At 63.3% G+C, this 23271-nt stretch carries 15 protein-coding genes and 2 tRNA genes; 4 read left to right on the forward strand and 13 right to left on the reverse strand.

The window, feature by feature from the left end; genetic code table 11:
• Window positions 1–176: 176 nt before the first annotated feature.
• Window positions 177–608 (reverse strand): zinc ribbon domain-containing protein, encoded by a 432-nt coding sequence (locus DWY03_RS05240; protein WP_117840079.1) that lies wholly within the window; start codon window positions 606–608, stop codon window positions 177–179.
• A 487-nt stretch (window positions 609–1095) separates the two neighbouring features.
• Between DWY03_RS05240 and DWY03_RS05245 the strand changes: the two genes are divergently transcribed.
• The 4 genes from DWY03_RS05245 (at window position 1096) to DWY03_RS05260 (ending at window position 5612) form a co-directional block, all read left to right on the forward strand.
• A complete protein-coding gene (locus tag DWY03_RS05245; RefSeq protein WP_117840080.1) occupies window positions 1096–2577 on the forward strand; it encodes an NAD(P)/FAD-dependent oxidoreductase in 1482 nt (493 codons plus the stop codon).
• Between the two features lie 16 nt (window positions 2578–2593).
• On the forward strand, window positions 2594–3970 hold the full coding sequence (locus DWY03_RS05250; protein ID WP_370446047.1) for an NAD(P)/FAD-dependent oxidoreductase: 1377 nt from the start codon (window positions 2594–2596) through the stop codon (window positions 3968–3970).
• Between the two features lie 4 nt (window positions 3971–3974).
• The gene (locus tag DWY03_RS05255) at window positions 3975–4373 is read left to right on the forward strand and encodes a DUF1667 domain-containing protein (protein WP_117840082.1); all 399 of its coding nucleotides are present in this window, start codon (window positions 3975–3977) and stop codon (window positions 4371–4373) included.
• Window positions 4374–4523: 150 nt separating this feature from the next.
• Window positions 4524–5612 carry a Xaa-Pro peptidase family protein gene (locus tag DWY03_RS05260; protein ID WP_117840083.1) on the forward strand — a complete coding sequence of 363 codons (1089 nt, stop codon included), beginning with the start codon at window positions 4524–4526 and terminating at the stop codon, window positions 5610–5612.
• A gap of 240 nt (window positions 5613–5852) precedes the next feature.
• Here the strand turns inward: DWY03_RS05260 and DWY03_RS05265 are convergent, their stop codons facing one another.
• The 12 genes from DWY03_RS05265 to selA form a co-directional block, all read right to left on the reverse strand.
• A complete protein-coding gene (locus tag DWY03_RS05265; protein WP_117840084.1) occupies window positions 5853–7196 on the reverse strand; it encodes a folylpolyglutamate synthase/dihydrofolate synthase family protein in 1344 nt (447 codons plus the stop codon).
• 246 nt (window positions 7197–7442) lie between these two features.
• Complete coding sequence (locus DWY03_RS05270; RefSeq protein ID WP_117840085.1) at window positions 7443–10139, reverse strand: valine--tRNA ligase; 2697 nt, start codon at window positions 10137–10139, stop codon at window positions 7443–7445.
• Between the two features lie 210 nt (window positions 10140–10349).
• Complete coding sequence (gene clpX, locus DWY03_RS05275; RefSeq protein WP_117840086.1) at window positions 10350–11759, reverse strand: ATP-dependent Clp protease ATP-binding subunit ClpX; 1410 nt, start codon at window positions 11757–11759, stop codon at window positions 10350–10352.
• Between the two features lies 1 nt (window position 11760).
• Complete coding sequence (locus DWY03_RS05280) at window positions 11761–12381, reverse strand: ATP-dependent Clp protease proteolytic subunit (protein WP_022095182.1); 621 nt, start codon at window positions 12379–12381, stop codon at window positions 11761–11763.
• Window positions 12382–12543: 162 nt separating this feature from the next.
• On the reverse strand, window positions 12544–13845 hold the full coding sequence (gene tig / locus DWY03_RS05285) for a trigger factor (RefSeq protein ID WP_231500788.1): 1302 nt from the start codon (window positions 13843–13845) through the stop codon (window positions 12544–12546).
• A gap of 88 nt (window positions 13846–13933) precedes the next feature.
• Window positions 13934–14017, reverse strand: a tRNA-Leu gene (locus DWY03_RS05290).
• 140 nt (window positions 14018–14157) lie between these two features.
• Window positions 14158–16989, reverse strand: a complete 2832-nt coding sequence (locus tag DWY03_RS05295; RefSeq protein ID WP_117840088.1) for a molybdopterin cofactor-binding domain-containing protein — start codon at window positions 16987–16989, stop codon at window positions 14158–14160.
• Entirely contained in the window at window positions 16989–17891 is a 903-nt protein-coding gene (locus tag DWY03_RS05300) for a xanthine dehydrogenase family protein subunit M (protein WP_197032798.1), read from the reverse strand. The genes DWY03_RS05295 and DWY03_RS05300 overlap by 1 nt, the downstream gene beginning before the upstream one ends.
• Before the next feature lie 151 nt (window positions 17892–18042).
• Complete coding sequence (gene gdhA / locus DWY03_RS05305) at window positions 18043–19398, reverse strand: NADP-specific glutamate dehydrogenase (protein ID WP_117840090.1); 1356 nt, start codon at window positions 19396–19398, stop codon at window positions 18043–18045.
• A 262-nt stretch (window positions 19399–19660) separates the two neighbouring features.
• Window positions 19661–19757: transfer RNA gene (locus DWY03_RS10070), tRNA-Sec, on the reverse strand.
• 62 nt (window positions 19758–19819) lie between these two features.
• Window positions 19820–21784 carry a selenocysteine-specific translation elongation factor gene (selB, locus tag DWY03_RS05310; RefSeq protein ID WP_117840091.1) on the reverse strand — a complete coding sequence of 655 codons (1965 nt, stop codon included), beginning with the start codon at window positions 21782–21784 and terminating at the stop codon, window positions 19820–19822.
• Complete coding sequence (selA, locus tag DWY03_RS05315) at window positions 21781–23238, reverse strand: L-seryl-tRNA(Sec) selenium transferase (protein ID WP_158558628.1); 1458 nt, start codon at window positions 23236–23238, stop codon at window positions 21781–21783. The genes selB and selA overlap by 4 nt, the downstream gene beginning before the upstream one ends.
• Window positions 23239–23271: the final 33 nt, after the last annotated feature.

The raw sequence follows: 23271 nt of genomic DNA on the forward strand, positions 1-23271 counted from the left end.
TCGGCGTTTTAACTTGCATCATTATAGGCAGGTTGCCTTGGTATACAAGCGCCCGCCGCACCTTAATGGCACGGCGGGCGATTTTCTACGCATGCTTCATCGTGTGGGGCGGGACTGCGGGGCGCGCGTGGCTTGCGGCGTGCCAGTGGCTTACGGCCGGCCCGGCGATGGATGCGTTACTGGATGCGAGTTCGGCAGTAGGGGCAGACCTTCCAGTGCGCGTCGAGCGGGCGATGGCAGCTGGGGCAGACGTTGCGAACCTGGGTATCGCACACCGGGCAGACGACGAAGTCCTTCTCGATGGGCGCGCCGCACTGCGGACAGGTGCCGTACTGGGCAAGCTGGCGCTCGCGCAAGGCCATGTCCAGCTCCTGCTCCTCGCGGTCGGACGCGTAGGAGTGCGGGCGCAAGACCAGGTAGGCGATGAGGCCTACAAACGGGATGAGGGCGATGATGCCCCATGCCACGTAGGCGCTGGCGCCGCGGCGGCGAGCGTCGATGAACACATAGACGACCGACAGCACATACAGGGCGATGATAAAGCCAACGAAGGCATAGACGACGCCCATAAGCTGCGGCGACATGAGCTCGTTGATGTATTTGGACATTGAGGTGTACCTTTCGGAATATTTACAGTCTGGTAAAGTTTACCACGGGGTTTGTTTATATGGGACCACGGCTGGGTACGGGGCTGGCGCGGACACAAACATCTCAATCTGTAACAGGTGGGAGCGGAATCCTGGTCTAGATGTTACAGACCGAGACACAGGGGTCCCTCCCCGACTTCAATCTCGATCTGCAACATCTTGGGCCGCAAAACCCCTCTTACTGTTACAGATCGAGACATTCAAAATCCGCCGGAAGGTTTGTCTTTATCTGTAACATCTGGAACCCAAATCCTCGTCTAACTGTTACGGATCGAGACGAACGGTTGCCTTAGTTGTCGACAGGCAAGGTTGTCTACCTTGTTGAGTCTCCCCCTTGCCTGCCGTTGGCGGGTGTTGCGGGGCTGTTCACCGCATTGCCGCCGCGCTGGGGGTGTGCAGACCGTAGGATAGTCTTATTGACAGCCTGTCAACTCGTCTGGGAGGCACCGTGGCAGAAACGTTTGATATCGCAATTGTGGGCGCGGGCATTACGGGGTGCGCCATCGCGCGGCAGCTCGCACGATTTGACCTGTCCATTTGCGTGGTCGAGGCAGCAAACGATATCGCGCTGGGCGCGTCGAAGGCCAACGGCGGCCTGGTGCACGCTGGCTACGATCCGGCGCCGGGCACCGTAAAGGCGAAGGTCAACGCCCGTGGTTGCGAGCTATATGGCACGTGGGCCCAGGAGCTGGGCTTTTTGTTTTGCCGCACCGGTTCGATGGTGCTGGGCTTCAACGATGAAGACCGCGCGCACCTAGAGAAGCTGCGCCAGAATGGCCTTGCCAACGGCGTGCCCGAGCTGTCGATTATCGGCCCCGAGCGCATCCACGAGCTGGAGCCGCGCGCGAGTGCTAAGGCGACGTGCGCGTTGTGGTGCCCTTCGACCGGTTACGTCGACCCGTTTGAAGTGGCCATCGCTGCGCTGGAAAACGCCGTCGCCAACGGCGTGACGTTTATGCGCTCCGCGCCGGTGAAGGCGATAGAGGTTGTTCGCTCGGATGACAAAGGCGTTGCTGCCGAAGGCGAAGGCTACGCGCGCTTTACGCTGGTGACACCCGCCGGCGACGTACACTGTCGGTACCTGATTAACGCCGCGGGCAACGGTGCCGCGGACATCTCGCATATGGCGGGCGCCGAGGAGTTTCAGATGGTATGGCGCCAGGGCAACATCGTGGTGCTGGACAAGGAGCCGCGTGCGCTCATGCCGCTCTACCCCGTGCCCACGCCGGTTTCGAAGGGCGTTATCGTCACGGGTACCGTACACGGCAACACCGTGATTACCGCAACGGCCGCCGTGCGCGAACCCGGCAACACGCAGACCTATGCGGGCGACGTCAACGCGCTGCTAGGCGGCGCGCGCAAGCTGGTACCCGACCTGGACACACGCCGCGTGGTGCGCGCGTTTGCCGGCGGTCGTCCGGTCATTAAGGGAACGAACGACTTCTTTATTGGACAGTCGGCCGTGGTGTCGGGACTGTTCCAGGCCGCGGGCATTCAGTCGCCGGGCGTGGCGAGCGCGCCGGCCATTGCCGAGCGCATGGAACAGGTACTGCGCGATGCCGGCGTAGCCTTGCGCGAACGTGCCGATTGGGACCCGATTCGCCGTGTGCCGGATGACTTTGACCGCGCGCCGCTCGCGCGCAAGGAAGAGCTCATTGAGACCGACCCCGCATGGGGGCAGATCGTCTGCCGCTGCGAAACGGTGCCCGAGGCCGAGATCGTGGCCGCGATCCGACGACGCCCGGGCGCGATTTCGGTCGAGGGCGTCAAGCGCCGCTGCCGCGCCGGCATGGGTCGGTGCCAGAGTGGTTTTTGCCAAAGCCGCGTGGTTGCGATCCTTGCCCGCGAGCTGGGCTGCGACCCCAGCGAAGTACTGTTGGAGGATGCCGGATCTTGGTTGGTCGAAGGACCGCTGAAGGGGGTGCGCTAGGATGGCGACGCTTGATATGCGTGACGGACGTGCGGAGACCGGAGCTACAGAGGCGGTGCAGACGCAGGCGTTCGACGTGATCGTTATCGGCGGCGGTCCCGCCGGTATGGCGGCCGCGCTTGCCGCGCATAAGGCCGGCGCGCAGGTGGCCATCGCGGAGCGCGAGCAGCATCTGGGCGGGATCCTCCGCCAGTGCATTCACCCCGGTTTTGGCCTTTCGCACTTTAAGCAGGAGCTCACCGGCCCCGAGTACGCGCAGCGCTTTATCGACCAGGTGCGCGCGACCGACATTGCGCTGTTCCTGGGCAGCATGGTGCTTGGGATTGATTCGAGCGAGGGCGCGGGCGCGGCCGACCCGGGCACGAACGAGGGCGCGGGAGATGCCGCCATCCATACCGTCACGCTCATGAACCGTGCCGGCATGCTGAAGCTCACCGGGCGTGCGGTCGTCCTTGCCATGGGGTGCCGCGAGCGCACGCGCAGCGAGATCAAGATCCCTGGTAGCCGACCCGCCGGCGTGTTTACGGCCGGCTTGGCGCAGCGATACATCAATATCGAAAACCTCAAGCCCGGCTCGCGCGCCGTCATTTTGGGCTCAGGTGACATCGGGCTGATCATGGCGCGCCGCTGCACGCTCGAGGGGATTTCGGTCGAGGGCGTGTACGAACTCATGCCATACGCCAACGGTCTGCGCCGAAACGTCAAGAACTGCCTGGACGACTTTGGCATTCCGCTGCACCTGTCCACCACTGTCACGCGCGTGATCGGACACGATCGCGTGGAGGCCGTCGAGGTGAGCCAAGTCGACGAGCACCTGGCACCCATTCCGGGAACCGAGCGCGTTGTTCCGTGCGACACGCTGCTGCTTTCGGTGGGTCTGATTCCCGAAAACGAGCTTTCGGTAGGCGCGGGCGTTGAGCTTGACCCACGTACGCGCGGCGCCGTGGTGGACCAGAACCTGCAAACGGGCGTGCCGGGCATCTTTGCCTGCGGCAACGTGCTGCACGTGCACGACCTGGCAGACAATGTAACGACCGAGTCCGAGCGCGCCGGCGCGGCCGCGGCGGCGTACGCGCTGGGTGGCAGCGCGGATGTCGAGACGGGCGCGAATTGCCAGCTCACGGTCTCCCCTGCCGGTATCGCGGGCTACGCACTGCCGGGACGCATTACGGCTGTGGCACTCACCAAACTCAACTTCCGTGTGCGCCGACCGGTTGATGCCGCCCGCGTACGTATTCTGGCAGGCGACGAGGAGCTGTTTGCAGGCAAGGTCCGCCCGTTAAAACCGAGCGTCATGGAAAGCTTCCCGCTGCCGGCAAAGGTGATTCAGCACGCACTCGACCAAGGTGTTAGCGAGATTGTCCTGTCCGTCGACCCCGTAGAGGAGGCGTAAGGCCATGAGCATAAACGCGATCGAGACACTGCAGTTCAACTGCACCACCTGCCCATCCGAGTGCCTCCTGACCGTAGAGGTGGAGCGCGGCGCAGACGGCGCCGTGGTAGAGGTGCGCTCCGTGACCGGCAACAGCTGCCCGCGCGGCGATACGTTCGCGCATCAGGAACTCACCTGTCCCATGCGCGTGCTTACCACCACCGTTGCCGTATCCGGCGGCGACGAGGCGCTGCTGCCCGTGCGCACGGCCGAAGCCATCCCGCTGACAGTCCACGCCCAGACGATGGACCTCATCCGCGGCCTGATCATCGACGCCCCCGTCCGTATGGGCGACGTCGTGCTGGAAGACCTCCTCCACACGGGCATCGACCTCATCGCCAGCATGGACATCGACCCAGCCTAAGCAGCTAATTTAGGACGGGCTCTTTTAGCAACTTTTACTGCTTGCCAGGTTAGCTATGCCAAGGAGTGTCCCAAAGTGCCGGCATAAAAGAAACGTCCCTAGCTGCCGGGCATGGGATACCATGGTGGCAACCTAGCGAAAGGATGTTTCATGGCACATGTCGATGGCCAGCGCGTGGCGCGCGTGCTCGATGCGCTCGAGGCTCAGCACCCCGGCGCGCAGCTGCTTGTGAACGACCCGTGGTCGATCTACTATCTGACCGGCTTTTATGCCGATATGTTCGAGCGTTTTTGCGGCGTGCTGCTCGCACGCGATGCCGAGCCGGTAATCTTGATTAACGCCCTGCATCAGCTGCCCGAGTACGACAATGCCCGCGTGGCCTACCACAACGACACCGACGTCGTGACCGACGCCATCGCTCGCGAGGTCAATCCATCCAAGCCCCTCGGCATCGACACCGTCATGCGTTCCGGCTTTTTGATGCCGCTCATGGAGCGCCACGCCGCAAGCGAGTTTTTCCTGGGTGACTTTGCCGTCACCGCCGCGCGCGCCCACAAGGATGCCGCCGAGCAGGAGCTCATGCGCGTGTCCTCGGCCGCAAACGACGCTGTGATGGCCGACGCCATCAAGCTCGTCCACGAGGGCGTGACGGAGCGCGAAATTGCTGACCAGATGCTCGGCCTGTACCGCAAGCACGACTGCGAGGGCTTTAGCTTTCCGCCCATCGTGAGCTTTGGCGCCAGCGCCGGTGATCCGCACCACGAGCCCGACGACACCGTACTCAAGCGTGGCGACGTGGTGCTGTTCGACATTGGCGGACGCCGCTGCAACTACTGCTCGGACATGACGCGTACATTCTTTTGGGGCGAACCGGACGAGGAGACGGCACGCATCTACGATATCGTGCGCCGCGCCAACGAGGCCGCCGAGGCGCTCATCGCGCCGGGCGTGCGTATGTGCGACCTGGACCGTGCCGCACGCGACGTGATTGAGGATGCTGGCTATGGGCAGTTCTTTACGCACCGTCTGGGACACTCGATCGGCCTGCAGGACCACGAGCCGGGCGACGTTTCACTTGTCAACGAGCAGGTCGTAGAGCCAGGCATGACGTTCTCTATCGAGCCGGGCATCTACCTCCCCGGCCACACCGGCGTCCGCATCGAAGACCTGGTCCTGGTTACCGAGTCCGGCGTCGAGATTCTCAACGCCTACCCACACGATCCGGTCCGTCTGGACTAGGCAATGCGGCAAAGGCGCTGTCCCTTTGCCGCATCCCACCAACGCTGCACCACGAAAAAGGACTATCTACTACGTTTAACCCGCATGGGTCGACCATGCGGGTCTTTTTTGAAAATTGGCAAGCCTTCTACCTGCGGTTTTGATTTCGCAATTCTCGGTGTGGTCGGGGGCAGTCGATTAAACGTAGTAAATAGGCCCATTTCCTGACGAACAGCCCAAATTAGCTGCCCCTCGAGTGGGTTAGTGCAGCAAGCCTGCCACTTCGCCGGCTAGGGTGATGGTGCCTGCCGCTACGAAAGGCTCGCCCGCGGCCTCGAAAGCTGCGAGGGCCTCGGACACGCTAGGGTAAACGCCCGCAAGCTTGTCCGCGTCCACCAGGGCAGCGAGTTCCTCTGCCGGTAGGGCGCGATCGGAATCGGTCTGCGTTACGACTACACGCGGGAAGGCCGGGATCAGCACATCGACGATGCCCGCAACATCCTTGTCGGCCAGCGCAGCGCACAGCAGCGTGGGGCGATTCTCCACGCACGGGTCGATCTCGTCCAGCGCGCTCACAAAGTTCTCGCAGCTCTGGGGGTTATGGCAGGCATCTATCAGCTTGAGCGGATCGGTTCCCAGCACATCAAAGCGACCCGGCGTGGGACAGCTCATAAGCGAAGCATCAAGCGTCTCATGGTCGAGCTCGTGACCCAGATACCCCTCGCAGAGCATAATCGCGCACGCAGCATTCTGCGGCTGGTAGGCCGGCTTGACCATACTCGACGTATAAATGGCACGCGGCGTGGTGCAGCTGAACTCAACCGTATCGCCCACATGCGCCGGCACCTTGGTCGTGGCGTGGCTCACCACGAGCGGCACGACGCCGCACTCGCGGCAACGGGCATCCATCACGCGCTGAACGCTCGACTCGTGCGTACCCTCACCCAGCACAACCAAACGTCCGGGCTTGATGACCGCAGCCTTCTCCCCCGCAATGGCCTCGAGCGTGTCACCCAGGATGCGCGTGTGGTCGAGCCCGATGCCGGTGATGGCAACGGCAACGGGATCGGTCGCACTCGTGGCGTCCCAACGGCCGCCCATGCCAACCTCGAGCACAGCAACATCTACCGCGGCCTCGGCAAACACCACCAGTGCGGCAGCCGTCAGCAGGTCAAACGGCGTGATGGTATAGGCGCACTCCCCCGCCGCCACACGACGGGCATTCACGCGATGCCCCGCCTCGACGGCGGCAGAAACGCCACGGGCAAAGGCCTCGTCGCTCACAACGCGCCCATCGACCTCCATGCGCTCGGGATAGCGCACAAGCTGCGGAGACGTATACAGTGCGGTCTTTAACCCCTCACCACGAAGGATGGCAGCCGAAAAACGCGTGGTCGAAGTCTTGCCATTGGTACCGGCAACCTGAATGCAATCGAAATGCTCGTCCGGACGTTCCAGCTCATCGAGCATATCGACAACCGTCTCAAGCAGAGGCCCAGCATCCCCAGAAATCCGCCCCGTATCAGCAGCCAGCCCAACAGCCTCATCAAACGAAAGCAAATCAAACTCAAAAGGAACGGTATACAAGCCGGAACGCTTAGGCATTTTTAGAACCGCCATTCATAGAAAAATAAAACAGTATAGGTTGAGGATAGTCAGCGAAAACGCCTCTGATGAGCCAAGGTGCCGTGAAACAAGGGCGCATAGGGCTTATGCCCATGCGCCCGAAGTTGAACGGCAGATTGGCCATCAGAGGCGTTTGCAGCGTCGAGTCAGCCGCCGTTCGTTAGAACGGCGGAATAGGTGTCCGCAGTAGCGAGCAATGCCCCAAACCGCGTCCCCCAGTGCCGCTTACGAGAAGTCAGCAACCTGAGCAGTCAGCGCCGCCAGGATCTCCTTGAGCTCAGCTGCACGGTCCCTCTTCTTCTGGACCACTGCGGGCGCGGCCTTGGCCACAAAGCCCTCGTTGGCGAGCGTCTTCTCGCAGCCGGCGAGCTCCTTCTGGGCCGCGGCGATCTCCTTCTCCAGGCGTACCTTCTCGGCCGAAAGGTCAACCTTGCCCTCGAGCACCACAAAGACCTCGACGCCGCTATCGACCACGGCGATGCTCGCAGCCGGCTTCTCGACGTCGGTACCCATAACCAGCGAAGACGTGTTGGCCAGCGGCTCGATGGTCGAGCGCAGGCTCTCGAGCTTCTCGATGTCCTCGGCACCGGCGCGCACGACCACGTCGAGCTCAGCCTTGGGGCTCAAGCGATAGCGCGAACGGGTGGCACGGGCGGCGGACACGACGGTACGGCACAGCTCAAACGCGCGCTCGGCAGGCTCGTCAACATACTTGGCGTAGTCGACGGGCTCGGGCCACTTGGCGATCATGAGCGCCTCGGCGCGATCCACGTTGCCCTCGGAATCCAGGTCGAGCACGCTCGCCGGCATGTTGTCCCAGATCTCCTCGGTGACAAACGGCATGAGCGGGTGCATCAGGCGAATGGAGGTGTCGAGCACAAAGATCAGGTTGCGCTGAGCCTGCAGACGGCCCTCGCCCTTCAGGCGGGCCTTGGTGACCTCGACGTACCAGTCGCAGACCTCGTTCCAGAAGAACTGCTGCACGCCGCGGGCCATGTCGCCAAAGGTGTAGTTCTCGATGCCCTCTGTGACCATCTTCACGGCCTTGGCCAGGCGGCTGAACATCCAGGCGTCGGCCGGGGTCTCCACGACGGGCTCGCCGGGCGTGTAGCCCTCCATGTTCATGAGCAGGAAGCGGCTGGCGTTCCAGATCTTGGTCACAAAGCTCTTGGCCTGGTCGGTGCGCGGGCTGTCGATGAGTTTCTTGGTCTTCTTGTCGATGTTCGCGTCGAACTTGACGTCCTGGTTGTTGGTGCACAGCGTGAGCAAGTTGAAGCGCATGGCGTCGGCGCCGTACATACCAATGAGATCCATGGGGTCAACGCCGTTGCCCTTGGACTTGGACATGCGGCTGCCGTCCTTGGCCAGGATCGTCGGGTAGATGACGACGTCCTTAAACGGCACCTCGTCCAAGAAATACAGCGAACTCATGACCATGCGGGCGACCCACAGCGCGATGATGTCTCGTGCGGTGACGAGTGCCGTCGTGGGGTGATGGCCCTCGAGCAGCTCCGGCTTTTGCGGCCAGCCCTGCGTGGCAAAGGTCCACAGCTGCGAGCTGAACCAGGTGTCCAACACGTTCTCGTCCTGGTGCACGTGATGGCCGCCGCACTTGGGGCACACGTCGGTGTCCTCGGTAAGAGCGTCCTCCCAGCCGCAGTCCTCGCAGTAGAACACGGGGATGCGGTGGCCCCACCACAGCTGACGGCTGATGCACCAGTCCTTAAGGTTCTCCATCCAGGTGGTGTAGGTCTGCGTCCAACGCGCGGGGTGGAAAGTGACCTTGCCGGAGTTGACGGCGTCGAGCGCCGGCCCCTTGAGCTTGTCGACGGCCACAAACCACTGCTCAGACAGCCACGGCTCCAGGGCGGAGTCGCAACGGTAGCAGTGCATGACGGAGTGGTCGAGCTCTTCGACGTGGTCGAGCAGACCGTGCTCGTCGAACCACTTGACGACGGCCTCGCGGCACTCATCGCGGTTCATGCCGGTGAACTCGCCGTAGCCCTCGACGACCACCGCGTGCTCGTCGAAGATGTTGATCTGCGGCAAGTCGTGAGCCTGGCCCATAGCGTAGTCGTTGGGGTCGTGGGCTGGGGTGACCTTAACGAAGCCGGAACCAAAGTTAGCGTCGACATGCCAATCCTCAAAGATAGGAATCTCGCGGTTGACAATCGGCAGCATGACGGTCTTACCCACAAAGGCGGCCTTCTCGGGATCCTTCGGGGAGACGGCGACGCCCGTGTCGCCGAGCATGGTCTCGGGGCGCGTGGTGGCGACGACGATGTAGTCCTGGCCGTTGACCGGCTCGGTCAGCGGGTAGCGCAGGTGCCACAGGTGGCCCTTCTCGTCCTTGTACTCGGCCTCGTCGTCCGAGATAGCGGTGGTGCAGTTGGGGCACCAGTTGACGATGCGCTTGCCGCGATAAATCAGGCCGTCGTGGTACCAGTCGCAGAAGACCTTACGCACGGCCTGGGCATAGTCCTCGTCCATGGTGAAGCGCTCGTTGTCGAAGTCGACGGAGCAGCCCATGCGCTTGATCTGCTCGACGATGATGCCGCCGTACTCGTGGGTCCAGTCCCAGCAGGCGTCGACAAACTTGTCGCGGCCAATCTCCAGGCGGCTAATGCCCTCGCTCTTGAGCTTCTTGTCGACCTTGGTCTGCGTAGCGATACCGGCGTGGTCGGTGCCCAGCACCCAGCGCGTGGACCTGCCACGCATGCGGGCCATACGGACGATGGCGTCCTGGATGGAGTCATCGGTGGCGTGGCCCATATGGAGCTTGCCGGTCACATTGGGAGGCGGAATGGTGACGGTGCAGTCGCCCACGCCCTCGCGGCGCTTGTAGTAGCCGCCGTCAAGCCACTTCTGCAGGATCGCCGGCTCGTTGGTCGACGGATCATAGTTCTTGGGCATTTCTTCCATATATCTCTCCCTGTCCCGCCGGGGAGGAATGCAGGCCCGCTAGGGTCTGTATTCCTCCCCTTAGGTATCGATTACTTCAGTCTGAATGACTTCGCTGAGGCTTAAACAAACACACAGAATAACACAGGTAGTTGGGGTTATTGCGTATATATAAAATAGCCTCCGACCGCGGGTGGTCGGAGGCTATTTGCAAGCACGTTTTAGGCAGGTCTAGCCGTAGATGCGTTGGGGCTGCTCTTCGCCCTTGACGGCGGCTTCGGTTACGACGACCTTGGCTACGCCCTCCTCGCTGGGGAGGTCGAACATCGTCTGCTGCAGCACGTCCTCGCAGATGGCGCGCAGGCCGCGGGCGCCGGTCTTGCGGGCGAGCGCCATGCGGGCGATCTCGTGCAGAGCCGCGTCCTCAAACTCAAGATCGACGTCCTCGAGCTGGAACATCTTGCGGTACTGTCGCACCACGGCGTTCTTGGGCTCGGTCAGAATCGACACCAGGTCGTCCTCGTCGAGCGCCTGCGTCTGGGTGACGACGGGCGTACGCCCCACGAACTCGGGGATCATGCCAAAGGCGTTGAGGTCCTGCGGGAGCACCTGACGCAACAGGTCGTTCTCGTCGACCGAGGTGGGACCGGCGATCTCGGAGTTAAAGCCCACGCCCTTGTTGCCCACGCGATCGGCGATGATCTTGTCCAGGCCCACAAAGGCACCGCCGCAGATAAACAGGATATTCGTCGTGTCGATCTGCAGCAGCTCCTGCTGGGGATGCTTGCGGCCGCCGGTGGGCGGAACGCTTGCCACCGTGCCCTCAAGAATCTTAAGCAGCGCCTGCTGAACGCCCTCCCCCGAGACATCGCGGGTGATGGAGAGGTTCTCGGCCTTGCGGGCGATCTTGTCGATCTCGTCCACGTAGATGATGCCGACCTGCGCGCGCTCGATATCGCCATCGGCGGCGTTGATGAGCTTGAGCAGGATGTTCTCCACGTCCTCGCCCACGTAACCGGCCTCGGTGAGTGCGGTGGCGTCGGCGATGGCAAACGGCACCTCGAGGATGCGCGCGAGCGTCTGGGCGAGCAGGGTCTTACCGGTACCGGTGGGACCGAGAAGCAAAATATTGGACTTGGCGAGCTCCACCTCGTCCATATCGTCGTCGAGCTGCGAGTCCAGGCCGTCATCAAAGGCCGAAAGCGCGGCGCCGCCCTCGATCACGCGGCGGTAATGGTTGTACACGGCCACAGACATGGCGCGCTTGGCGTCTTCCTGGCCCATGACATAGGCCGAAAGCTCGGCATAGATCTCGTGCGGCGTCGGCACGTGCGTAATGACCTGTCGGGCGTCGTCCTCGAGCTCAAAGCCCTCGGCCTCGGGATCCATGGCGGGCTGAGATGCAGCCTGGCCGTGATCGTTGAGGAAGCCCGGCAGCTTGCCGTTGCGGGCGGCGTCCATAAAGTCCGATGCCAGCGACTCCTCCAAGATCTCGGAGCAGGCGGCGACGCACTCGTCGCAGATAAAGATGTTGGTAGGACCCTTTACAAGGCGGCGAACCTGCCCCTGCTCTTTTCCGCAGAAAGAGCAGCGGATGGGGTTGCCGTTCTCGTCAAAGTTGTCCTGCATGTTACCGGCCATCCTAGGCGTCCTTCGCGGCGAGGTCGCGCGAGGTGACGATACGGTCGATCAGGCCGTAGTCGAGGGCCTCGGCAGCGGTCAGGTAGTTGTCGCGCTCGGTATCGGCCTGGACCTTCTCGATGGGCTGGCCCGAGGCGTCGGACAGGATCTGGTTGAGCTCGCGGCGGGTCTTCTTGATCTCCTCGGCCACAATCTCGATCTCGGTCTGCTGGCCCTGGGCACCGCCGCTGGGCTGGTGAATCATGACCTTGGAGTGCGGCAGGCAGAAGCGCTTGCCCTTGGCGCCGGCCGAAAGCAGCACGGCGGCCATAGACGCGGCCATACCGACGCAAATGGTGGAAACCTGCGGCTTGATAAAGTTCATGGTGTCAAGAATCGCCAGGCCGGAGTAGACCTCGCCACCGGGCGAATTGATGTAGAGCGAGATATCCTTCTCGGCATCCTGGCTCTCAAGATGCAGCAGCTGGGCAACGACCAGGTTGGCGCTGACGGAGTTGATCTCCTCGCCCAAGAAGATGATGCGGTCGTTGAGCAGGCGCGAATAGATATCGTAGCTGCGCTCGCCGCGCGGCGTCTGCTCGATAACGTATGGCACGAGGGCGGAATCGAACTTAGCGATCATACGCATCTCCATTTCTCTTACGGACCAATAGTGGTTCTAGACAAACGTACGGTGCCCGCATGCTATGCATTGGCTGGCACCGTACGAAGCAACCGGATAACCGGTGTATAACTTTACCCCATCACGGGCGCACGCAAGCGCTCGTGGGCAAGGTGGCGAGAATTACTCGGCGTCCTTGGCGGTCTCGTCGACCTCGGTCACCTTGGCGTCCTCGACCAGGTGGTCGACGGCCTTGGAGCGACGGATGGACTCGCGGACGGCAGGCATGCGGCCATCGGCGATGAACTCGGCCTTTGAAGCCTCGACGTCCTTGACGCCGGCCTTCTCGAACTCGGCGTTGATGTCGTCCTCGGTGACCTCGATCTTGAGCTCGCGGGCGAGGGCGTCGAGCGCCAGGGACTCACGGGCAACGTCGTTGGCCTGCTTGTGCAGGTCGCCGATGAACTGCTCCATGGTCAGGCCAGAAGCGGGCAGCCAGGTGTCCAGGGTCATGCCGCGGGCAGCGAGGTTGGACAGGAAGTTCTGGCCAAGCTCCTCAAAGACGGACTGCTCGTAGTCGGCGTCCATCTCGTCGAGCTGCAGGCGCTCGGCGAGAGCGGAGACGCAACGGTTCTCCTTCTCGGCCGGGAGGCGGGAAGCCTTGTCCTGCTCGATCTCGATCTTGATGGCGTCGCGCATGGCGTCGATGCTGTCGAAGCCAAAGTCGGACTTGACGAGCTCGTCGGTGAGCTCGGGGGTGTTGCGGACCTTGATGCCCTTGACGGTGACCTCGACGGTGTGGGTCTCGGCCTCCTCGCCCTCCTCGACCTCGTCGGTCCAGGTGACGGTCTTGACGTCGTCGACGTTAGCGCCGATCAGGGCCTCGTTGAACTCGGCGGGGTTGCTGTCGCTGCCGGCGATGAGCATGCGGCCCTCGGCAGCGAAGTTGTCGGCGTTCTCGACGGCCTTGAGGTCGACGGTCACGTAGTCGTCAGCCTCGACGGCACGACCCTCAACGTCCTCGAAGGTGGCACGGTAGTTGAGGAGCATCTCGACCTGGTTGTTGATCTCGGACTCGGTGACCTCCGCGGGAGGCATCTCGATCTCGACGGCGTCGAAGGAGGAGAGCTCGGCAGCAGGACGCAGGGAGAACTCGACGGTGTAGGTGTAGTCCTCGTGATCCTTGGCGAGGTCGAGCTCCTTGTAGTCACCGTTCTTGGTGGGGACGATGTCCAGCTCGTTGAGGACAGCGGGCTCGTTGGCGGCGATCAGGTCGTTGGTAGCCTGGGCGAGGGTAGCCTCGGCGCCCAGGGCGGAATCGATGACCGGACGGGGAGCCTTGCCGGCGCGGAAGCCCGGGAAACGGTACTTCTTGGCGGTGTCCTTGTAGGCCTTCTTGATCGCGGCGTCGACGTCGGCGGCCGGGATGGTGACCGTAGCGGTGAGCTTGGCGTCCTTGACGTCAGAAGCGGTGATGTTCAACACGTTCCTCCTCATACTGCCCAGCTTATCTGAGGTGCTGGTACCTTTATGCAACAAAGAGTCGCGACGGCCGAAGCCGACGCAGATGCGTTGGTGCGGGCGAAAGGACTCGAACCTTCACGGGAATCCCACCAGAACCTAAATCTGGCGCGTCTACCAATTCCGCCACGCCCGCATGAGCGCACAGACTAGGAATGATAGCAGATACGAACGGCAAGCGCACGCACACCTTTTACAGGCTCACGACCTCACCACGAGTGCAAAAGGCGGGACGAGTTGCCCCGCCCCGCCAATTACGACTTGTTCGCTGACCCGCTACTCCCCCAGCAGAGCCTTCTCGGGCGTGATGGGCAGCGAGCGGACCTGGTGGCCGGTGGCGTGTGCGACGGCCGAGGCCACGGCGGCGAGCGGCGTGTTGATGACGACCTCGCCGATCGACTTGGCACCAAACGGGCCCGTCGGCTCGTAGCTCGGCTCAAAGGCCACGCGAATGCTGCCGATATCCAGGCGCGTGGGCAGCTTGTAGCTCATAAAGTTGCCGGTGCGCAGGCGGCCGCGATCGTCATGCTCGACAATCTCATAGAGCGCATGGCCGATACCCTGGGCAATGCCGCCCTCGGCCTGGACGCGCGCGAGTGCCTCGTTGATCACGGTGCCGCAGTCAACGGCCGCCGCATAGTCCACCACAGTCACCTTGCCGGTGGCCTTGTCGACCTCGACCTCGGCAATGCCGGCCATAAACGGCGGAGGCGAAACGGGCAGGCAGGCAGAGGCATGCGAGGTGAGCGCGTCGCCGCCCGCGATGTTCTTGACGCACAAGTTGGCAAAGTCGCGCAGCGTGAGGTAGCGGTTCTGCTCGCGTGCGGCACGCTCGTCGGACAGGCGCACGTACTGACCATCAAAGACCACATCGGCGGCGTCCACGTCCCACATCTGGGCTGCCTTGGCGCAAATCTTCTCACGCAGCTCGGTCGCGGCGTTCTTGGCGGCCAAGCCCGTCACGTACGTACCCGAGCTCGCGTACGAGCCGGCGTCGAACGGCGACACGTCGGTGTCCACGCCGCGCACCACGATCAGCGAGCTTTCAACGCCCAGCTCCTCGGCGGCAATCTGCGCCAGGATCGTGTCGACGCCCATGCCGTTGTCGGTAGCGCCGGTGCCGATGGTAATAAAGCCATCCTCTTCCAGGCGCATGTCGATGCCGGCGATATCCACGTTGGAAATGCCCGAGCCCTGCATGGTGAGCGCGCAGCCCAGGGCGCGCACGCGGTCGCCCAGGTCCACGGCCAGCGGCTTGTCGCGCCAGCCGATCATGTCCATCGCGCGCAGCAGGCAGCGGTCGAGTGCGCAGGCGTTGAGCTTCTCGTTGTAGTACTGCGGCATGACCTCGCCCTCGCGCACAATGTTCTTAAGGCGCAGGTCGGCGGGATCCATGTGAAGCATGTCGGCGAGCTCGTTGACGGCGCTCTCCACGGCAAACTGGCCCTGGGTGGCACCGTAGCCACGATACGCACCGCCACGGTTGGTATTGGTGTAGACGGCGTCCCAGCTAAAGCGGCTCGCCTTCACGTGGTTGTAGATAGGCAGGCTCTTGTGGCCCGAGAGGCCGATCGTCGTGGTGGCGTGCTCGCCATACGCACCGGCGTTGGACAGCGTGTGCAGGTCGATGGCCGTGATGGTGCCGTCGTTCATGGCGCCCAGCTTAACGGTCATCTGCATCTGGTGGCGCGAGTTGCCCGCGGTGATGGTCTCCTCGCGGGTGTAGCAGCAGTAGCTCGGACGGCCGGTCTGCTGGGTAACGAATGCCACGAAGATCTCGCAGCAGCCCGTCTGCTTGGAGCCAAAGCCGCCGCCGATGCGCGGCTTGATGACCTGCACCTGCGACTGCGGAATATCGAGCGACTGAGCGACCATGCGGCGCACGTGGAAGGGCACCTGCGTAGAAGTGGTCACCGAGATGCGCCCAAACGCGTCGGTCGTCGCGAAGGCGCGGAAAGTCTCCATGGGCGCGGTCTGCGTGGCCTGGCTGGTGTAAGTGCGCTCAAAGACGATGTCGCTCTGGGCGAAGGCCTCGTCAAGGTCGCCAAAGTCGCTCGTGCCGCTGCACACCAGGTTGCGCGGAACGTCGCCGCCCTGCGGGAACATAAAGGTCACGTCGCCCTCGGGGTGGACCACGATATCGTTATCGAGTGCCTGGGTAAAGTCGAGCAGGGGCTCGAGCACCTCATAGTCGACCTTGATGAGCTTGAGCGCCTTGTCGGCGGCCTCCTCGGTCTCGGCGGCGACGATCGCCACCTCTTCGTTTTGGTAACGGACGAGGTTCTCGAGGATCAAGCGGTCGTAGGGACTCGGCTGCGGATAGCTCTGACCGGCGATGGTAAAGCGGCGCTTGGGCACGTCCTCATAGGTGTAGACTCCCACGACGCCCGGCACCTTCAGGGCGCGAGACGTGTCGATGGAGCAGATCTTGGCGCGGGCATACGGGCTGCGCTTGAGCTTAACGATGAGCGCGCCGGCGGGCACCATATCGCCCGTGTAGACGGGACGGCCCTCGAGCAGGGCCTTCGAGTCCTTCTTAGGCTGCTTATGGGTGATCTGCTTGTACGAGACACCGTCGCAGCTAGTGTCGTTGACCGGCAGCTCGGGCATCTCAAAGCCCACCTGCACGCCGGACTCGTTAAGGAAGCGGACGATGGCGCGCAGCTGGCTCTCGTAGCCGCTGCAGCGGCAGAGGTTGCCGGCCAGCTGGCGCGAGAGCTCCTCGCGCGTGGCGACGAGGCTCGGGTCCTCCTTGGCGGCGCGGGCGAGCGCCAGCACGTTCATGATGAGGCCGGGGGCGCAAAAACCGCACTGCTCGGCGCCTTCGGCAGCCATCGCACGGGCAAGCGCCTCGGACTCGGCCTTGAGGCCCTCGAGCGTGGTGACAGAGCGGCCCTCGACACGCGCGGCGGGAACCGAGCAGCTCAACATCGGATCGCCATCGAGCCACACCGTGCACAGGCCGCAGTTGGTGGTCTCGCAGGCGCAGCGCACCGACGCGCAACCCTGCTCGCGCAAAAGCGAAAAGAGCATGGTGTCGGGGGCAATCTGAACCTTGACCTTACGGCCGTTGAGCGTAAAGGAAAGATCGATGAGTTTGGCAGCCATTAGCGCACCTCGCTAGAATCGACGCCGGGCACGCGGCGGCAGGAATACTCGTCCGTGGCAAACTTAGGCACTTGCACGGTCTCGAGCTCGCGGGCAAGCGCGGCCGAAAGCTCGATGCCGGCGGCGCGGCGCACGGCCTGAATCGCCAGCGGGGCCGAGATGCGGCGTCGATACTCGGCCGAGCCCCACATGTTGGTGCCATAGCTCAGCGCGCGCACGGACGCGGCCAGGGCGCGCAGCTCGTCCTCGGAAGGCTGTTCGCTCTCGAGGCCGCATGCCTCGCCCTGCAGCAGGGTCGCACGCAGCGGGCGGGCACCCACGGTGACATGCCAGCTGTTATCCCACCAGGCGGCGGTAACGTTTAGAGAGGGGAAGTCGGTCGCGGCCTTGCGCACGGCCTCGTAGCTCGCGCGGTAATCGTGCTTTACGACCACGACGTGCTCGATCACGTCGCGCACATAGCCCATGTTCACAAACTCGGCGAGCGGCACGCGGCCGGCACCCGTCAGCTCAACGTACGAGTCGAGCGCCAAAAAGGCGGAGAGCACGTCCGAAAAACCAAAGCGGCCGTAGATGCTGCCACCCACCGTGGCGGTATTGCGAAGCTGCACGCCCACGATGTCGTGAACGGCAAACTCAAATACGTTGTTGACGAGCGCGTTGAGCTCGGCATGGCGCTCGAGCTGGCGCAGGGTGCACATGGCACCGATGCGAAACTCGGTCTCGGTCTCCTCGATCTGATCGAGTCCGCAGGCCGAAAGGTCAATCGCCGTCGCCACGCGACGTGAACCAAGGCGCATCCAGATGCCGCCGCCCACAATCTTGTTGTTGCGGTTTTTCTGCAAGAGCTCATAGGCTTCGGCCGCGTTTCCAACACGGACGTAGGTACCGAACTTGAGCACGTTCTCCCCCATCTCTTTACTTGTCCAGTATCTCTAAGTGTACCAAACGAGGGCGCACGACCCTCACCACCATAGAAAAAGGCTCCCGGCAGGAATTGTCGGGAGCCTTAGCGCATCAGCGAGTGCTGTACGGAGCTATGTCAGGCTGAATTTAGCAGACGCCCTGAGCGAGCATGGCGTCGGCGACCTTCAGGAAGCCGGCGATGTTGGCGCCCATGACAAAGTTGCCCTCCTGGCCATACTCCTTGGCGGTGTCGTCCACGTTGTGGAACATGCCGCGCATGAGCTGCTCGAGCTTGCCGTCGACCTCCTCGAAGGTCCAGGACAGGTGCTCGGCGTTCTGGCTCATCTCGAGGCCGGACACGAGCACGCCGCCGGCGTTGGCAGCCTTACCGGGCATAAAGGCGACGCCGTTCTCCTGGAAGTAGGTCGTGGCCTCGATGGTCGTGGGCATGTTCGCGCCCTCGCCGACCACCTTGCAGCCATTGGCGACGAGCGCCTGGGCGTCCTCGAGCAGCAGCGTGTTCTCGCGAGCGCAGGGCAGCGCGATGTCGCAGGGCAGCTGCCACACGCCGCGGCCGTCGCCCTCGTGCCACACGGCACCGGGCTTCTCGTCAACGTACATGGCGAGCGTGACGCCCTTGTCGTGGCCGGAGCGCTTCTGGTTGTAGACGTGCTCGAGCACGGAGTAGTCGATGCCGTCGGGATCCTCGACCCAGCCGTGGGTATCGGAGCAGGCCAGCACCTTGCCGCCAAGCTGGGAAACCTTCTGGACGGCGTAGATAGCGACATTGCCGGAACCGTGAACGACGACGTTCTTGCCCTCGAAGGAGTCGCCGCGGCTCTTGAGGTACTCGTCCACAAAGTAGACCAGGCCGTAGCCGGTGGCCTCGGTACGGGCGAGCGAGCCGCCAAAGGAGAGGCCCTTGCCGGTGAGGACGCCGGTCCACTCGTTGGTCAGGCGCTTGTACTGACCGAACATGTAGGCCACCTCGCGGCCGCCAACGCCCAGGTCGCCGGCGGGAACGTCGGTATTGGGGCCAATATGGCGATAGAGTTCGGTCATGAAGGACTGGCAGAAGTGCATGATCTCGTTGTTGGACTTGCCCTTGGGGTCAAAGTCGGAGCCGCCCTTGCCGCCGCCCATGGGAAGGGTGGTCAGGCTGTTCTTGAGGATCTGCTCCAGGCCCAGGAACTTGAGCATGCCCAGGGTGACCGTCGGGTTAAAGCGCAGGCCGCCCTTGTAGGGTCCAATGGCAGAGTTGAACTCGACGCGATAGCCGCGGTTGACCTGGACCTTACCCTGGTCGTCGACCCAGGGAACACGGAACATAACGATGCGCTCGGGCTCGACGAGGCGCTCAAGCAGGGCGGCCTCCTCGTACTCGGGATGGGCGTCGAGCGCCGGCTGGATGGTGCCGAGGATCTCGGTCGCGGCCTGGATGAACTCAGGCTGCTCGGGATAGCGGGCCTTGAGCTCGTCGAGAACTTTCTGCGTGTAGCTCATGCTTCCTCCAATGATGGGAAACGAAAAATGTTGATCGCGGCACCCCATGCGCCGCGAACTTTATCGTTTATGGATAATATCGCACTGTTGCGGGAAAATTTCGCATAAGCCGACGAGCAGATGTTTCGTTTTGATTACGATGCAGGTAGAAGCGTTTTTGAGCACCCGACGTACAAATCGCGTGTTTCGAAGCTGTTTCGTCCACATGGTCCATACCACCACAAAGAGGACAGGCACCTTTGTGGTGGTTGGCAGGATGCGTTGGCGGGAACGTATGTGAATCGAACACATCCAAGACGTTTTGCACGCCTCACAACGGTTTTGAGGACCGCGGGGCCCACCGGAGCCCATCCGTTCCCAAACGTGGCGGTATTTTACCAAACCCAACAGACCACAACCGAAAAGAGCGATGCGGAAACCGCTAACGCAGCGATCTCAGACCGCCGGCCTCCCTGTCGAGTACTGTAAAGCGCACGGCATCCAGGTGCTCCAAGATGCTAATGGTTCGTTTGCGCGACACGCCCAGGGCTTCGCGCAGCACACTCGTGGTGGCGGCGCCGCCAGCAGCCTCGATAGCCGTCGCAACAACCTCACGCGCATGGGCCTCGGCAGCGGCGGACAAGGCAACGTCGCGCTCGACCTTAACGATCGAGTGGTTGAGCGAAAGCTCGCGCAGTGCACGCGTCATGGTGTCGCGATCGAGCTGCAACTGTTCGCTCACCTCGGGAAGCGTCGGCGCATTAAGACCGGCCTCATCCAGCAGGGCCACGATACGCTGGCCAGCCTCGCGCACCACGCGTATCGCCGCGGTGGCGGAATGCGGGTCGAACACCTCGGCACCGTCGACGGCGCACACGCCACGTGCACAGCCCTCGGCAATAAGTGCCATCGCGACATCGTTACCGGCGCCCGGCCAAGCCGCGTGCGCGACCGCACCGGACGTAAAGCCGATCTCCTTGGGAGCCGCCGCGTGCATGGAGGACAAGGCCGCAGCCAGCACATCCATTGCAGCATCGAGAGCCGAGGCATCTGCGTAGAGCACCGCACCGCCCGCAGCAAGCTCGCACACGGCAGCCTGGTCCACAAGCCCACGCAAAACGATCTCGACCTCGCCGGTAACAAGATCGAGCGCTGCGGCAACACCGGCAGCAGCAACAGGCAGCGTTTGCAGCGCCAGCCACGCGTGTACGCCGTCCGCGACATCTCCGGACTCAAGCGCCGCATACAACGCGCGCTCCCCCGCCGACAGGACCCGCGCGCGGCGACAGCGCGATAGCAGGACGCGTCCGCCGCCAAGCAGCGAAATCGGCGAATACGACAGAATGACGGCATGATCGCCGGCGCGCAACGGCAGCGGCCGTTCCAGGCGCACCTGCACCACACGCGTCTCGCCGACCGCAATAGGCGGCTCGTCGTCTAAAAGCATAATGCGGCCGAGCACCTCAGCCGTGCCCGCCATAACGTGCACGCGTGTACCCGAAGCAAGAACGCCGGCTCGCACGCCATCGCGCCCCACATATGTCAGTTGCATCAAAAAGCGCAGCGTCTGGCCCACGCGACCCTCGACGCCGAGCATCTCGCCGCGCTTGAGGCCCGCCACGCCATCGCCCACCAGGTTCAGGGCGACGCGCTGGCCGGGAACCGCGCACTGGGTATCCCCGTGAACCTGCACCCCGCGCACGCGACAGCGCGTTTGCGACGGCAGCGCAACGAGCTCATCGCCAACCGAAACGGGACCGTCGTGCAGCGTACCCGTCACGACGGTTCCGGTGCCGCGGATGCTAAAGCAACGGTCGATGGGAAGACGGGGCGCGGCGCCCGAGCCAGCGGTCGCCTCCAGATGCTCCGACCAGCACGAACAAACCGTGTTATCGAGCGTCGTAAGCAGCTCGTCCAGGCCCTCGCTCGTCTTGGAGGACACCGGCACTATAGAGGCACCCGCAAACACGGTCCCGTCCAGAAACGCCTCGACATCGAGCTCCGCCAGCGCGGCAATCTCGTGGTCGGCCAAATCGCGCATCGTGAGTGCGACGACCATGCGCGTCACACCCAACAGCTTCAGAACCCGAACGTGCTCGCGGGTCTGCGGCATCACGCCCTCAACGGCCGAAACCGCCAGCAACGCAACGTCCACGCCGGTGGCGCCCTGCACCATGGCGCGCAGATAGTGCGCATGCCCGGGTACGTCGACCAAGCCGACAAGCTTGCCGCTGGGAAGCTCGAGCTCGCCAAAGCCGAGCTCAGTGGTCATGCCTCGGCGCCGTTCGACCTCCAGACGGTCGGGATTTTTGCCGGTCAGCGCCTCGATAAGGGCCGACTTTCCGTGGTCGACGTGTCCTGCCGTTCCGACGATAACGGGACATTCGACAAGCTCGCGCGCGGTCATCGACGCAAACCTGCCCGCACGGCATCCGCCAACGCAGACGCACACAGGTCAAGGTCGGTGTCGCGCAAAAGCGTGCGAACGTCAAAAAGCACCTGGTCGTGCCGCACGCGCGTCACAACCGGCGTATCGGGCTCCTGTACCATAGCGCGCTTTAGGCCATCGGCGGATAGACGCCCATCGACGGGACAGACGGCAACGCAAAAAGTTGGGAGCTCGACGGTCGGCAGCGAACCGCCGCCCGGAGCAGACACGCCCTCGACAACCTGCAGCTCCACCGCCTCCTCACACTGAGACTCGCGAAGCTTGCGCAGCATGCGGTCATGCAGGCGCTTGGCCTGACGCTCGAGCGGAGCCGGCGCGCCGGAAAGCATGTTGAGCACCGGGATCTCCCGATGCGCTGTATCGGATCCGGTCACATACAGGCGCAAAGTGGCCTCGAGCGCCGCGAGCGTGAGCTTGCCGGGGCGAAGCGCGCGCATAAGCGGATGCGAGGCACAGGCGGCGATTACCTGGGCGCTACCGAGAATAATGCCCGCTTGCGAGGCGCCGAGCAGCTTGTCGCCCGAGCACGAGACGACGTCAACGCCGGCGCAAAGCGAGGCGGACGTGGGCTTCTCCCCAGCATCGACGAGCACCTCATCTGTAAGCAAAGCGCCCGAGCCCTGGTCCTCGTACAGTAACAGCCCGTGCTCATGCGCCAGCGCAGAAAGCTCCGCCGCGGAAACCTCCTCGTGGAAACCCTCGATACGGTAGTTAGAAGGATGAACTTTCAAGATCATCGCCGTATTGGGCGTAATGGCGCTTCGGTAATCATCCAGATGCGTGCGGTTGGTGGAGCCCACCTCGACAAGCTTGGCACCCGAAGCCGCCATGATATCGGGAATGCGGAAGCTGCCGCCCACCTCGACAAGCTCGCCACGGCTCACGATGACCTCTTTGCCGCTTGCATGCGCGGCAAGCACCAGCAGCACCGCCGCGGCGTTGTTGTTGACAACCAGGGCGTCCTGCGCCCCCGTGAGCGTGCGCAGCAGACGCGCGGCATGCTCTTTGCGGCCCCCACGGGCACAGGTCGCGACGTCATACTCAAGCGTGCTGTAGCCGCGGGCGACATCGGCCACCGCCTGCACCGCTGCGGGAGCAAGCGGAGCACGGCCCAGATTGGTGTGAATCACAACGCCCGACGCGTTGACGGCAGGGCGCAGGGTCGGCAGCGACAGTCGGTGGCACCGCTGCTCGATGGCCAAGGCGAGCTCGCGCTTATTCCTAGCGGGGACGCCAGAGCGAATCGCCTCGCGCTCGGCATCGAGCTCGGCATCAATCGCCTCGCGCACAATCATGTCGCCCGCATCGCCGGCAGCCTTCATGACCGGCCACTCGGCCAGCAGCTCGTGAACGGCGGGAATGGAGCGCAGGCGGTCGCGCACCTCGGCAGGCATGGATTCGCAGTCGCTCATGGAAAGCCTTTCGACATGTTCAATAAAAAGCGG

The sequence above is a fragment of the Collinsella sp. AF23-2 genome, assembly GCF_003459245.1.
GTDB lineage: Bacteria > Actinomycetota > Coriobacteriia > Coriobacteriales > Coriobacteriaceae > Collinsella.